Raw genomic sequence first — 12,358 nt, 5'->3', positions numbered from 1 at the left:
AGGTATATGGCAGTTAATCTTTTAGAAGTTAAAAAGACTCCCAACAAAGAAGAACTTCTTAAGAGGGCAAAGGAGGTCGGATTATTAGCTGAAAAATACGCTTTAAAGGCAGATCAAGATTCAAAGCTTCCAGATGAAGTGATTGAAAAAATTAAGGAAGCTGGTTTTCATAAGCTTATGCGACCGAAAGCTTATGGTGGTCAATATTTGGATTACTTTACGTTTGGTGAAATAATCCGCACAATCGCCAATTATAGTGTCGCTGCTGCCTGGTTAAGTTACTTCTTTGTTATTCATGAAACCTGGGTTGCGTTTTTACCAAAAGAAAGCCGTGATGAATTATACAATCATGGTGGATTAATGGCAGACGTATTTGCCCCTGTCGGGAAAGTAACAGATGATGGAGAAGGCTATCGCCTTTCAGGCCAATGGAACTTCTGCAGTGGCGTGCTTTGGAGTGATTGGATTGGTTTAGGCGCAATTGCCAAGTTAAAGGATGGCACAGAGCCGGAATATTGCATGTTTATTTTGAATAAGGAGGAAGCGGAAATCGTCCATAACTGGGATGCAATGGGCTTGCGTGGCTCAGGAAGTAACGCGGTAAAAGTTGACAACGTTTACATACCGCCGAATCGAATTTTCCATGCAACCCGTGTCATTAACGGTGCAGGTCCAGTAGATGGTAATTTTGAGCCTGACTATCAAATTTTCAATGTACCATATATCCCATGGTTCTTAATGGGCTTCCAATTTATTCAGATTGGCGGCGTTGAACGATTGATTGATATTTTCCAAGAAAAAACAGAAAATCGGATTCGTATTTTTAACAATAATGCAAATGAAAAAGAAGCAGCTAGCAGCCAGCGCGTACTGGCTGAATTAAAACTACAATTAAGTGCTTTAAAAGGCTTAGCAAAGGAATATTGTGAGAAGTTAACGTATTACGAGCAAAATGGCATTACAACATTGGATGAAGAAGAACGTGAAAAATTGTTCGGGATTCGTGGGCATATATCAAAAACGACTTCTGAGATGGCGCTCCGTATTTTACTAACTTTAGGTGGAAACTCCGTATTTAAAGGGCAACCGACCGAATTGTTTGTGCGTGACATTATGACAGCGGCTTCTCATCCGACGCACCATTACGAAGATTCAATGGCTTCATATGGCAAGTCAATCTTTGGCTTTAAAGGAAACCCAATTTGGTAAATAAAACTTTGGAGGGAATGTGAAATGATGAAAGAACCTATTTTTGATGTGGCACATCTGGCACATATTGAAATTTATAGTCCTAAAGTAGAAGAGTCTGTTTGGTTTTTTAAAGAAATTTTAGGGATGGAAGAATCGCACCGCCAAGGTGATTCTGTTTATATGCGTGCTTACGAGGATTTTTATCATCATACATTGATCATTACGAAAAATGATGAAGCGGGTCTTGGGCATGTGGCATGGCGTGCCACTTCACCAAAAGCTCTAGAGCGTCGGGTACGAGAAATTGAAGCGACAGGTTATGGAATGGGGTGGATTGAAGGCGATGTCGGTCATGGACCAGCCTATCAATTTACCACACCAGATGGACATAAAATGGAAATTCTTTGGGAGGTTGAATATTTCAAAGCGAATGAGGAACAAGCTACACCACTCTTAAACCGTCCACAAAGGCGTCCACGTCGCGGTGTGCCAGTACGTCGCTTAGACCATGTGAATGTCCTAGCGAGCGAAACAAATAAAAATGTTGAGTTCTTAGAAAATGCACTAGGATTTAAAGTGCGCGAACGTATTCTAAATGATGATAATAAAGATGTAGCAGCATGGTTAAGTTCAAACTCATTAGTGCACGAAGTTGCCATCATGGGAGACGCGTTAGCTGAAAAAGGAAGATTACATCATATTTGCTATTGGTACGGCTATCCCCAACATTTAATGGATGTAAGTGAATTATTGGTGGAGCATGGGTTTAAAATTGAAGCAGGTCCTGGCAAGCACGGTGTCTCTCAGGCTTACTTCCTATATGTAATCGAACCTGGGGGCAATCGTGTTGAATTATTCGGTGACACAGGTTATCAAATTTTTGACCCAGACTGGAAAACGGTTGAATGGAAAGGGAAAGATTTAGAGCATGCAATTATTTGGTACGGCTCTAATTTACCACAAGAGTTCTTTGAATATGGAACGCCAGTGAAGCAAAAGGCAGTTGCACCATTAAAATAAATGCTGGTGAATAATTAATGGTGAGCTTCTCCATTGTACAAGCTCACCATGTATGGAATGTAAAAGCGAGAGGAAGCTTTCAATAGTTTCCTCTATCTTTATTAATAGATGGAAGGAGCAATGCGTTATGACGATTATCTCAAAATATATGGATGTGAATGGGATTAACACACACTATCATGAGGAAGGGAGAGGAGCAGAAAAAATTATATTAATTCATGGGTCAGGGCCAGGTGTATCTGCCTTCGCAAACTGGCGCTTAATTATCCCACGCTTAAGTGAATCCTATCATGTATTGGCACCAGATATTATAGGTTTTGGTAAAACCGATAAACTCCCCAATCATCAATATACCGTTGAATTGTGGGTACAACATTTAATTAGCTTTATTGAATCTGTGTCGGATGAGCCTGTTCATTTAGTCGGCAACTCAATGGGCGGCGCATTAGCACTCCATGTTGCCTACCAAAGACCCGACCTTGTGAAAAAATTAATTTTAATGGGTAGTGTTGGCATAAAGCACCAAATTTCAGAAGGGTTAGAACGTGTTTGGGGGTATGAGCCAAGTTTGGAGTCAATGCGAGAATTAATTGAATTATTCTCGTACGACGAAAAAGCAGCGAAAAATGAAGAATTAGTCCGTCTTCGCTATGAAGCTAGTATTGAACCTGAGGTGAAAGATGCATTTTCGGCAATGTTCCCAGAGCCTCGCCAACAAAAACTGGACGAATTGGCGTTAATCGATGAACAAATTCAAAGCATTAAAGTACAAACACTATTATTCCATGGCTTGAATGACCAGGTTATCCCCATTGCAGACACAAGCTATCGACTTATTGAATTGCTTCCGCATGCAGAACTACATGTATTTAATGAGTGCGGGCATTGGACACAAATCGAAAAAACCGAGCCGTTCGTGGAGAATATTTTAAGATTTATTAAATGATGAATTTAATAAAGATGAGCCCTACGTGTAATGGAGGATTTCGAAAAGTAAGTGGGTAATTTCATATTTCCTACTATTATATAAGTAATCTTGGGAGGTTTATAGAGATGGATGATCGTCAATTTCGAACGGCCATGGGAAAATTCGCTACAGGGGTAACCGTGATTACGACAGAACTGGATGGGGATGTACATGGTATGACGGCAAATGCCTTCATGTCTGTATCCCTTGATCCAAAGCTTGTTGTCATTTCAATTGGAGAAAGGGCAAAAATTTTAAATAAAATTAAAGAAAGCCAGATCTTTACGGTGAATCTTTTGGCTGCGGATCAACAAGAGCTATCGATGATCTTTGCGGGACAAATCAAGGAACCTCGTGAAGTTATTTTTGATCGTCTAGATGGCAAACCAGTGTTAGCAGGCGCGATCGCGCAGGTGGCTTGCGAAGTATCCGCGGAGCATATTGAAGGAGATCACACTTTGTTTATTGGAAAAGTAACTGATATTCATCTTGAAGAGAAGGAACCGCTTGTGTTCTTTAACGGAAAATATCGTGCATTGGCAGAAGTATAAGCTGACTTCATTATTGGAACATGAAAGGAGACTGTATGGAAACGATCTATTTAAGTAAGGAAAATTTAGCTGCTTATCAGGAAATGGCAAGCTCAAATGTTATGGCACTTGGATGTTTTGACGGTCTCCATCATGGGCATGTAAAAGTGATTCAAACTGCATTGCAGGAAGCAAAGGAAAGTCAAGTCTCACTGTCAGTAATGAGTTTCTTTCCTCACCCGAAAACGGTCATCCGGGGAAAGGCATGTTTTCACTATTTAATGCCGCAGTCCGAAAAAGAAAAGAAGCTTAGTGAACTAGGTGTTGATACTTTTTACCTTGTGGAGTTCGATAAAGACTTTGCAGGGTTGTCACCTCAAACATTTGTTAAGGAATACCTAATCAATCTGGGTGTTATTCATGCAGTTGCAGGATATGACTTTTCGTATGGCAGCCTTGGTGCAGGGAATATGGATACATTGAAACAAGATTCCGGAGGTCGGATGGATGTAACTACGGTCGACAAGGTGGAGTACAAAGGGGAAAAAATCAGTTCGACTCGTATCAGACAACAACTGTTAGATGGGAATGTCGAGGAGCTGCCCTATCTTATCGGGCACTCTTACGAATTAAAATGCGAAGGCGCTGGATCAGTTTTAACTCCCTATTCGCACTATACACTCCCTGCGCCTGGGAGCTATGATGTGACATTGAAGAATAAGTGCAAATCTTTGCAGACCGAAGTGATGGTAAACGAGAAAAACGTAACACTTACTAATATAGATCAGATTCCATCATGGCTCGAAGGAAACTTGACCATCGTCTGGAACCGGCGGATGAAGGCTGAAAAGGTTCAAACGGGGAAAAAGGATCATACTTTTTGTCGTCCCTTATTTGTATAGATGAAAAATAAACCCATTATTAATAGAAAGAAGGGTTAAAAGTGGCTCAAATTGTAGAAGCCTATAAGCATTTACTTCAAGCTGAAAAAAACAAAAAGTCTGTTGCCCCACTTACGGATTTGTATCCTGATATCACTATTCAAGATGCTTACCAAGTTCAAATGAAAAGTATTGATCAGAAGGTTAAGGATGGCCAAAAAATCGTTGGGAAAAAGATCGGGTTAACTTCGTTTGCGATGCAGGAGCTATTAGGAGTTGATCAGCCCGATTACGGTCATTTATTGGATGGTATGGATATTCCGAATGGTGGCAGCATTCCAATCGAAACGCTTTTTAACCCTAAGGTAGAGGGCGAGCTTGCTTTTGTGTTGAAAAAAGATTTGAAAGGGCCAGATGTTACAGTGGAAGACGTCCTAGAAGCAACAGAATATATTGTTCCTTCTATTGAGATTGTTGACAGCCGTATTACTGATTGGAAAATTAAATTAGAAGATACGGTTGCGGATAATGCTTCTTGTGGATTGTTCACCTTAGGCGGTCAAAGGTTCGATCCAAATGGAATGGATTTAACGAAAATCGAAATGAGTCTTTTTAAAAATGGTGAGTTCATGAATAAAGGGACAGGGGCTGATGTGTTAGGTCACCCAGCAACATGTGTTGCATGGCTGGCAAATAAGCTAGCAGAATACGATGTTACTTTAAAAGCTGGGGAAGTCATTTTATCTGGAGCCTTATCTGCGGCTGTTGTAGCTCAAAAGGGAGATGTCTTTACAGCTGAGTTTAGCCAGTTAGGAAAAGTTGAGGTATCTTTTGGTTAAGTTACGAACGGTTATTTTTACATACCTGCTTAACATAATGCCGGTGTGGCAGAATTGCAAGAATCAAAATCTTCTTCCTCTGGAATTTCGGTTCGACCCAGACAACTGGTATCATATTGTCTCAGAAAAGATTATTTATCAACGTTTCTTACATTTTGTAAGGAATGTTTTTTTATTATCAGCGGATTACTTACTACAGGGTACCGTGATCCAACCTGATCAGGGGTATGTCTGCACCGAGAGATTTAAGGAATGGAACAATATAAGGGAATAATATCCCTAACAGTTGATGAATTCGGCGCATGAAATGGCTGTAAGCCAGGTTCTGTTCCTGCGTGCTCTAGCGATGCCAATCTCGCACAACAGGTGTAATCATATGACTATCAGTCTAGAAGACCGATCCATCCCTTTGGTTCATTATTCCCGCAGGATGGTGCCCCTACCAAAGTTTGGGTTGCTCGCTCGTGGGGTTTACCCGTTCCATTTCTTCTGTTTCCAGAAGAATTCGTCACTGTGGCACTTTCAGGTTACTCTCAGCATATCCTTGAGGACTTAGCATGATTTCTCCGCCGTCAGCAGATACGAAGTCTGCTGCCCACCTTTGCAGATGGCACGAACACTCCGGGCATCGCAGCACCGGGCGAGCCTGGACTTTCCTCAACTCATGTAAACATAAGCCGCGATTACTCACCATTTCATGTTTGTTTGCTCATCGACTACGATAAGAAATATATCATAAAAGAAATGAAATGGTCATTAGGATGCTAGCTCCAGTGATGGAATATTTAGGGATTTTATTAAATGCAAGTAACTTTTTATTTATTAAGCAATTTAGATATTAAAACACTTCCTCAATGCCTAAGGATTAGAAAAGTGTCATTTCGCTTTTAGTACAAGGACTTCTTCAATAAGATTCTGATCAAAGCCTAATACCCTTCAAACCAAAACTTTACAATTGACAAAATGAACTGTATCGATTAAATTTACAGTATAGCAACTGTAAATATTTTTATTACATTTAAATATTCTGCCAAAACACACGAAGGAGAGTGTAAAAGTATGGTGATTGTGTATACGACACCGAGTTGTGGTTCTTGCCGAAAAGCGAAAGCTTGGCTTGAAGAACATCAAATTGAGTATATAGAAAGAAACATCTTATCTCAGCCCCTTACAGTCGATGAGATTAAATCGATTCTTCGCTTGACAGAAGAGGGTACTAGCGAGATTATTTCAACGAATTCGAAGGCGTTCCAAGAATTAAACGTAAATATTGAATCTCTTCCGCTTAATGAATTGTATAAATTAATTATAGAGCATCCCAAAATGGTGCGCCGGCCAATTATCCTGGACGAAAAAAGATTACAGGTTGGATATAACGAGGACGAAATTCGTAGTTTTCTGCCCCGTAGGATACGAAATTATTTGTACACCGAATTGCAAAAAGAGGCCAATTAATATGAAATAATAAGGGCAAAATGCTTAGTCTTTACAGTTAAAATTAAAACCTTAATATATTTAATTAATATTTGTTTTTTAAAAGGAGGAATAACTGATGTTTGAAGTTTTCGTGACAGTAAATTATAAAAATCGGAATTACCATACCAATGTCATAGCGGAAAAAGATATGACATGGGAAAAAATTAAACGAATCGCAGAAGAGCAAGTAAAAAAACAATGGGATATTTAAATAAAACGGCTATCCACGGAATTACAGATTAATAATGCTGGCATATCCTAGGATTAAACGCAAAAAAATTAAGAAGGTGAAAAAAACTATGTTCTCCAATAATAATACGATTTTAAAAACAGGTGATTGGATTAAGGCAGAATCACCGGAGGGCGAATTAATCATTGGTTATATTGAATCACTGTCAAGTATAGAAGGAATAGTGAAGGTAACGGTTGTTACAAGTGACAATATTCAAACGTTTGGCAAAACAATACCTATTTTAAGTAAACGGGTGAAAAAACTGCCTGTTTCTAATGTTACCAACAAGACACAAATTGAATTCCTCCTAGACTTGGCATTATCAACAGGGGATAAGGAATGGTTTTTGGCGCTTTCTGCGGAATTAAACGCGATGAAGCAGCTAGTTAATGAAGTACATTAAAACTACACATTGAATTCCGTTTGGGTTGAATTTTGATAAAAGGAATATCCAATGTTTATTGGAAAGGGTTAGTCCAAATAGTTGAACACAAAGGTGCATTAATCTAGAAACGGAGTAATGCACCTTTTACATAAGCATTTGCTTAAAGGGTTACATATCTTCATGAAAAACGAATCCACGTAATCTCCTAATTTGTCAGATTAAATTTCGGGACAAACAAGTAACAAAAAGGATAAACGTATTTTAGCAGCACATGCATTTAACTGACTTTCGGCCGTTATTTCCTCTTTTTCATCGATGCTGATCGACAAGAATTTGATTCCCGTCTGGATCTTCAATGATAAAATGTGCTGGTCCCTCTGTTGTTTCAGTTGCTTTAGTCAGCATTTTTATTCCTTCAACCTTAAGTTGCTTTTGAATGTCTCGAATGTCCGTAAACGATTCAAGATTTTCAGCATTTTCATTCCATCCTGGATTAAAGGTCAGAATGTTCTTTTCAAACATTCCTTGGAATAGCCCAATGATGCAATTTTCATTCTTCATAATAAGCCAATTTTGACTAATTTCACCACCAAAAGCCTGAAAACCCAGTTTTTCGTAGAATAACTTGGATTGATGAATGTCCTTTACGTTTAAACTTACAGAAAAAGCACCTAGTTTCATATTTTCTCCTCCATTTATTAATGTGTAAATTAACTTTATTTATTTTTAATATAAATGAGTGCTTTGAAATTCACAACATTTACCATATTATTAAAGTAGAAGTGGTTTATTTCAAGTGCCAAACAAAAATAAACTTTTTTAAAAGTTAAAAATTTAGTTACGAGATGGGAGAGAGTATGGTGAATACATTCAAAGAGAGAAGAAAAGCCAGAAGAGGCAAGAGAAAAGAAGAAGGAAAGGAATCCATATGGTGGGGATTCCTTGATATCTTTTTGGATTTAGCAGAATTAATCGGACCAAGTCTTATTCGGTCTATTCGGTCAGCCATTAAATTCCTGGAACATCATTAATATGATTATTTAAGGGATTGTATTGGATGTGTGAAAATTGATACCTTAGTTCTTTATTTATATGTTTAGTTTTTATATTACTGAGAATCGAAGTAAAAAAATAAAGATTTAGTTCTTCAATAATGAAAGGAGAAAATATGGACAATTTCAATAATGTACCACTAGAAAATGATTTCCCCAATATTGGTAAACCTGCTACAAGAGCTCTTATCAATGCTGGCTACTATAAACTTGATCAATTGACAAAGGTGACAGAGTCAGAAATATTGAAGTTACATGGTGTTGGACCGAAAGCGGTGAGAATACTGAATGAAGCACTTAAAGGAAAACAATTATCTTTTGCTGGAAAGTAAACAAGCTCTGAACTCTGTTTCCTAAAGAGTCCAGAGCTTGTTTATAGTTTGAAATGCCCATCCAGAGAAAGCATTCCTTCCCTATAACTTTGTAGAAGCACTGTTTAAAGTGATGAAACAAACCGATTACATTTATATTCCCTCTCAGTCCAATCAACAAACCATGAAAAAGGTATATGATGATTGGAAAAGTTTCTTCGAAGCCTCAAAGAAATATAAATCCCAGCCTACTAGCTTTTCAGGAAAACCAAAGATTCCTAAGTATAAACCAAAGAATGGACCTACGACTGTTTATTTAACCAATCAAAGTCCACAGGAACCGTCACCATGGCCCTTTGTTATCTTGCTATTACATTCTAAACACCTTATTTTTTTCTATTTTTGAGGCTATAGTGTAAGTTATCAAGAAGGCTAAATAGGAGGCGATAAAAATGGTCCAAGATATAAAAACACGTGTAAAAAGTTTAAATTGGGATTCAATTCAAAACGAATTAGATGAGCAAGGGTTTGCAAAGCTTCTAGCAATTTTAACAAAAGAGGAATGCGACTTCTTCATGAAACTTTATAGTGAGGAAGAGTCATACAGAACGACAATCAATATGACGAGATATCGCTTTGGGAATGGGGAGTATAAATATTTTTCCTATCCATTACCTGAGATCATCCAAAGTTTAAGAGAGTCCTTTTATCCAGAGTTGGCCAAAACAGCAAATCGATGGTTGGGTTATTTAAAGAAACCAGAACAGTTTCCAGATCATCTTCAAGAATTTTTGAGAACATGAAGAATATGAACAAACTAGACCGACACCCCTAATTTTAAAGTATGAAACAGGCGGGTTTAATTGCTTGCACCAAGATTTATATGGAGATGTATTTTTCCCATTTCAAGTAGTATTTGTATTAAATCAACGAGATAAAGACTATACGGGTGGAGAGTCCTTATTAGTGGAACAAATTCCTCGTGCTCAGAGCAGGGGGCATGTGATTACTTTAGAACAAGGCAGTGCTCTAATCTTTCCTAGTAACCATAGACCTGCTCTAGGTAAATAAGGGTATTACAAAAATACGGTTCGTCACGGAGTAAGTACGGTTACTTCTGGAGAACGATACGGTCTTGGAATCATTTTTCATGATTCAAAATAAATATTAAATTTTAATATCTTGCTATTTCATTCCTAGAATTGTAAATTCTTAATTTATAGGGGGTATATTGTAAGGAGAGGTGAGATAAATGACGGATCGAATCAATAATGAATTACAAGAGAGTGAAGAACATGGAATTTTGACTGACGTGGACATGATGACAAATGAAAAGTGGCAAGCAATTATAGACAATGATGCTTCGTACAATAATCAATTTTTCTATGCTGTAAAGACCACAGGAATCTTCTGTAAACCATCTTGCAAATCTCGCATTCCAAAAAAAGAAAATGTACTTATTTTTTTAAACGCAGAACAAGCTCTCCGTTCAAATTTTCGCCCTTGTAAACGTTGCAAGCCTACTAATGAGAGATTGCCTGATAGTGAGTGGGTGGCACTTATCACTGAATACATTGATAAAAATTTCATAGAAAAATTAACTCTAGAAACAATAGCAAATATTGCTCACGGGAGTCCCTATCATTTGCATCGAACGTTTAAAAAAATTAAAGGCATCACACCAGTTGAATATATCCAACAGGTGAGATTAAACGCTGCTAAAGAGTATTTGATTCACACAAATAAAGCGATTGCGGATCTCGCCATATGTGTAGGTATGCCTAACGCGTCCTATTTTATTACTTTATTTAAAAAGAAAACCGGACATACACCAGCACAATTTCGTCAAATGAGTAAAATGGAGGAAATGTAAAAGGGAATCAAAGAAGAAACCAACTCTTTAAGAATGGATCATTAACCGACTATCGTGGCGGATTAGAAATGAAGACATTGCTTTTGGATCTGGAAAGACAGTCTTATCCAGCAATGAGTGATTATTGCAGTACAATGAATGGAAAGGAGGTTCCCTCATGAAAAGTGAATTGTTCTATAAAAACCCGAAAACCATTCTTAATAAAGGTACAGGCTTTCTTTCTAGATATACTCATTCACTAAATCCTTATTGAGAAAAGTTTCAACTTTAAAATGAACGAGATATGCAATAAAGAATGGACATAAATATTACAGCAGTGGGATTTTACATCTAAAGACCCACTACTTTTAACATTCTTTTGAGTATAAACTAGAGGATGTATCATACGAAAAAAACAACCATCAAAAATGACGGTTGTAAATGGGATGATGTATGTTTTAAAAGAAAACGAGCCTAAGCATGGGGCTTATCCATTGACATACCATCATATTATGTAAACTATTCATTAATTTGGCTCTACATGAACATGAACATCATATACGCCATAATCTTTCATCATGACTTTTTCAACATAAGTAGCTATATCATGGGCTTCTTTAATACCCAGCGTAGAATTAACAAGAATAACAACATCTATAACTTCATTATTCCCATAGTTTCTTCCTTTAATTTCTTTTACTCCTTTAACGCCATCCAATTCTTTGATGACATCGTTATAAAGATGGATTTTATCTTCATCGAAACCGTCCGAAAGTTCGAGTGATGCTTCTCGAAAGATGTCCCAAGCAGTTTTACATATTAACAGTCCCACAACAATAGCAGTTACACTATCTAGCCAAGGCATATTTAATTGTGAACCGAAAATACCTATTGCTGTTCCTATACTTACCCAAGCATCCGAAATGTTATCTTTTGCAGCTGCCATTACAGATTTGCTATTAATAGTAAGAGCTAAATTCTTGTTGTAACGATATACAAAATACATAACGAACGCTGAAAAAACACCAACATATGCAGCCATAATATCTGGTGACTCTTTCGTTCCTTGAAACAAAGAGGTACTCGCTTCAATTAACACTTGAAGACCCACCGCTAACATAATAAATGAAGCGACCATTGACGCAATCGTTTCGCTCTTCCAATGTCCGTAGCGATGGTTTTTATCAGGTGGTCTTTGCGAAATCTTAAGTCCAATGAGTACAGCAATAGATGCGATGATATCGGTTGTATTATTTAGACCATCTGCTTGCAAAGCATCGGAATCACTTACATATCCAATAACTAGTTTTAAGATTGAAAGACATATATATGCAATAATACTAATAATCGCTCCACGTTCACCTAATTTAAGGTCATTATACTTGTCCTGTTCCATTCTAGTTCCTCCACTCAAAGTACTTGACTATGATAACAGGTAAAATACGGGTGGGTCTAGAGCAATCTTTTTGCATTGTTTTATATAAATAAGGGACATGCAAATAAGTTGTACAAGGGAAAAGTCTTTACTAAATTACTAAAGGTTAGAGTACTAGATCTTACTATTTCTTTCTGGGATGTGTAGCCTATCTCTTATTTAATGTATAGTAGAGTAGAACATATAA

14 protein-coding genes, 1 other RNA gene and 3 pseudogenes are annotated in these 12,358 nt (G+C 37.5%); 15 read left to right on the top strand and 3 right to left on the bottom strand.

Translation table 11 applies throughout. The annotated features are described in order from the left end of the window. Positions 1 to 6 precede the first annotated feature (6 nt). The 6 genes from J7E63_RS27055 to J7E63_RS27030 all read left to right on the top strand — a co-directional run bounded on the left by J7E63_RS27055 (position 7) and on the right by J7E63_RS27030 (position 5,428). On the top strand, positions 7 to 1,209 hold the full coding sequence (locus J7E63_RS27055) for an acyl-CoA dehydrogenase family protein (protein WP_215018168.1): 1,203 nt from the start codon (positions 7 to 9) through the stop codon (positions 1,207 to 1,209). Between the two features lie 24 nt (positions 1,210 to 1,233). After that, on the top strand, positions 1,234 to 2,211 hold the full coding sequence (locus tag J7E63_RS27050; RefSeq protein WP_215018166.1) for a catechol 2,3-dioxygenase: 978 nt from the start codon (positions 1,234 to 1,236) through the stop codon (positions 2,209 to 2,211). A gap of 127 nt (positions 2,212 to 2,338) precedes the next feature. Then, positions 2,339 to 3,157, top strand: coding sequence for an alpha/beta fold hydrolase (locus J7E63_RS27045; RefSeq protein ID WP_215018163.1), 819 nt, complete (start codon positions 2,339 to 2,341; stop codon positions 3,155 to 3,157). Positions 3,158 to 3,264: 107 nt separating this feature from the next. Then, positions 3,265 to 3,729, top strand: coding sequence for a flavin reductase family protein (locus J7E63_RS27040; protein WP_215018161.1), 465 nt, complete (start codon positions 3,265 to 3,267; stop codon positions 3,727 to 3,729). Between the two features lie 35 nt (positions 3,730 to 3,764). Further along, the gene (locus J7E63_RS27035) at positions 3,765 to 4,610 is read left to right on the top strand and encodes an FAD synthetase family protein (RefSeq protein WP_215018159.1); all 846 of its coding nucleotides are present in this window, start codon (positions 3,765 to 3,767) and stop codon (positions 4,608 to 4,610) included. Between the two features lie 41 nt (positions 4,611 to 4,651). After that, positions 4,652 to 5,428, top strand: a complete 777-nt coding sequence (locus tag J7E63_RS27030; protein ID WP_215018158.1) for a 2-keto-4-pentenoate hydratase — start codon at positions 4,652 to 4,654, stop codon at positions 5,426 to 5,428. A gap of 309 nt (positions 5,429 to 5,737) precedes the next feature. Here J7E63_RS27030 and rnpB read toward each other — a convergent pair. Further along, positions 5,738 to 6,123, bottom strand: an RNA gene (gene rnpB, locus J7E63_RS27025) — RNase P RNA component class B. Between the two features lie 364 nt (positions 6,124 to 6,487). On the opposite strand from rnpB, the gene spxA reads away from it, so the two are divergent. The 3 genes from spxA (at position 6,488) to J7E63_RS27010 (ending at position 7,539) form a co-directional block, all read left to right on the top strand. Next, positions 6,488 to 6,883 carry a transcriptional regulator SpxA gene (gene spxA / locus J7E63_RS27020; protein ID WP_215018155.1) on the top strand — a complete coding sequence of 132 codons (396 nt, stop codon included), beginning with the start codon at positions 6,488 to 6,490 and terminating at the stop codon, positions 6,881 to 6,883. A gap of 97 nt (positions 6,884 to 6,980) precedes the next feature. Further along, entirely contained in the window at positions 6,981 to 7,115 is a 135-nt protein-coding gene (locus tag J7E63_RS27015) for a BA3454 family stress response protein (protein WP_215007335.1), read from the top strand. 88 nt (positions 7,116 to 7,203) lie between these two features. Beyond that, positions 7,204 to 7,539 carry an IDEAL domain-containing protein gene (locus J7E63_RS27010; RefSeq protein WP_215018153.1) on the top strand — a complete coding sequence of 112 codons (336 nt, stop codon included), beginning with the start codon at positions 7,204 to 7,206 and terminating at the stop codon, positions 7,537 to 7,539. Between the two features lie 291 nt (positions 7,540 to 7,830). Here J7E63_RS27010 and J7E63_RS27005 read toward each other — a convergent pair whose 3' ends face one another. After that, positions 7,831 to 8,202, bottom strand: coding sequence for a VOC family protein (locus J7E63_RS27005; protein ID WP_215018151.1), 372 nt, complete (start codon positions 8,200 to 8,202; stop codon positions 7,831 to 7,833). Between the two features lie 176 nt (positions 8,203 to 8,378). Here J7E63_RS27005 and J7E63_RS27000 point away from each other — a divergent pair, with 176 nt between their 5' ends. The 6 genes and pseudogenes from J7E63_RS27000 to J7E63_RS26980 form a co-directional block, all read left to right on the top strand. After that, positions 8,379 to 8,552, top strand: coding sequence for a hypothetical protein (locus J7E63_RS27000; RefSeq protein ID WP_215018149.1), 174 nt, complete (start codon positions 8,379 to 8,381; stop codon positions 8,550 to 8,552). A gap of 137 nt (positions 8,553 to 8,689) precedes the next feature. Continuing rightward, on the top strand, positions 8,690 to 8,905 hold the full coding sequence (locus J7E63_RS26995; RefSeq protein WP_215007345.1) for a helix-hairpin-helix domain-containing protein: 216 nt from the start codon (positions 8,690 to 8,692) through the stop codon (positions 8,903 to 8,905). 431 nt (positions 8,906 to 9,336) lie between these two features. Then, positions 9,337 to 10,048 (top strand): annotated as a pseudogene (locus tag J7E63_RS26990) (2OG-Fe(II) oxygenase). 88 nt (positions 10,049 to 10,136) lie between these two features. Then, positions 10,137 to 10,757 carry a bifunctional transcriptional activator/DNA repair enzyme AdaA gene (locus tag J7E63_RS26985; RefSeq protein WP_215018147.1) on the top strand — a complete coding sequence of 207 codons (621 nt, stop codon included), beginning with the start codon at positions 10,137 to 10,139 and terminating at the stop codon, positions 10,755 to 10,757. Between the two features lie 29 nt (positions 10,758 to 10,786). Next, a pseudogene (locus J7E63_RS29940) lies at positions 10,787 to 10,918 on the top strand (hypothetical protein); the annotation flags it as partial. Next, a pseudogene (locus J7E63_RS26980) lies at positions 10,915 to 11,007 on the top strand (radical SAM protein); the annotation flags it as partial. The pseudogenes J7E63_RS29940 and J7E63_RS26980, both read left to right, overlap by 4 nt. A gap of 255 nt (positions 11,008 to 11,262) precedes the next feature. On the opposite strand, the gene J7E63_RS26975 reads toward J7E63_RS26980, so the two are convergent. Next, positions 11,263 to 12,132, bottom strand: a complete 870-nt coding sequence (locus J7E63_RS26975; protein WP_215018145.1) for a cation diffusion facilitator family transporter — start codon at positions 12,130 to 12,132, stop codon at positions 11,263 to 11,265. Positions 12,133 to 12,358: the final 226 nt, after the last annotated feature.

It is taken from the genome of Bacillus sp. ISL-75 (assembly GCF_018613095.1).
Note: the sequence above shows the minus strand (reverse complement) of the source record. Positions and strands in the feature narration are given on the sequence as shown.

What these genes read in the sequence shown, in the direction of transcription:
- J7E63_RS27055 (WP_215018168.1), top strand. Translation starts at nt 7, where the DNA reads ATGGCAGTTAATCTTTTAGAAGTTAAAAAGACTCCCAACAAAGAAGAA.
- J7E63_RS27050 (WP_215018166.1), top strand. Translation starts at nt 1,234, where the DNA reads ATGATGAAAGAACCTATTTTTGATGTGGCACATCTGGCACATATTGAA.
- J7E63_RS27045 (WP_215018163.1), top strand. Translation starts at nt 2,339, where the DNA reads ATGACGATTATCTCAAAATATATGGATGTGAATGGGATTAACACACAC.
- J7E63_RS27040 (WP_215018161.1), top strand. Translation starts at nt 3,265, where the DNA reads ATGGATGATCGTCAATTTCGAACGGCCATGGGAAAATTCGCTACAGGG.
- J7E63_RS27035 (WP_215018159.1), top strand. Translation starts at nt 3,765, where the DNA reads ATGGAAACGATCTATTTAAGTAAGGAAAATTTAGCTGCTTATCAGGAA.
- spxA (WP_215018155.1), top strand. Translation starts at nt 6,488, where the DNA reads ATGGTGATTGTGTATACGACACCGAGTTGTGGTTCTTGCCGAAAAGCG.
- J7E63_RS27015 (WP_215007335.1), top strand. Translation starts at nt 6,981, where the DNA reads ATGTTTGAAGTTTTCGTGACAGTAAATTATAAAAATCGGAATTACCAT.
- J7E63_RS27010 (WP_215018153.1), top strand. Translation starts at nt 7,204, where the DNA reads ATGTTCTCCAATAATAATACGATTTTAAAAACAGGTGATTGGATTAAG.
- J7E63_RS27005 (WP_215018151.1), bottom strand. Translation starts at nt 8,202, where the DNA reads ATGAAACTAGGTGCTTTTTCTGTAAGTTTAAACGTAAAGGACATTCAT.
- J7E63_RS27000 (WP_215018149.1), top strand. Translation starts at nt 8,379, where the DNA reads ATGGTGAATACATTCAAAGAGAGAAGAAAAGCCAGAAGAGGCAAGAGA.
- J7E63_RS26995 (WP_215007345.1), top strand. Translation starts at nt 8,690, where the DNA reads ATGGACAATTTCAATAATGTACCACTAGAAAATGATTTCCCCAATATT.
- J7E63_RS26985 (WP_215018147.1), top strand. Translation starts at nt 10,137, where the DNA reads ATGACGGATCGAATCAATAATGAATTACAAGAGAGTGAAGAACATGGA.
- J7E63_RS26975 (WP_215018145.1), bottom strand. Translation starts at nt 12,132, where the DNA reads ATGGAACAGGACAAGTATAATGACCTTAAATTAGGTGAACGTGGAGCG.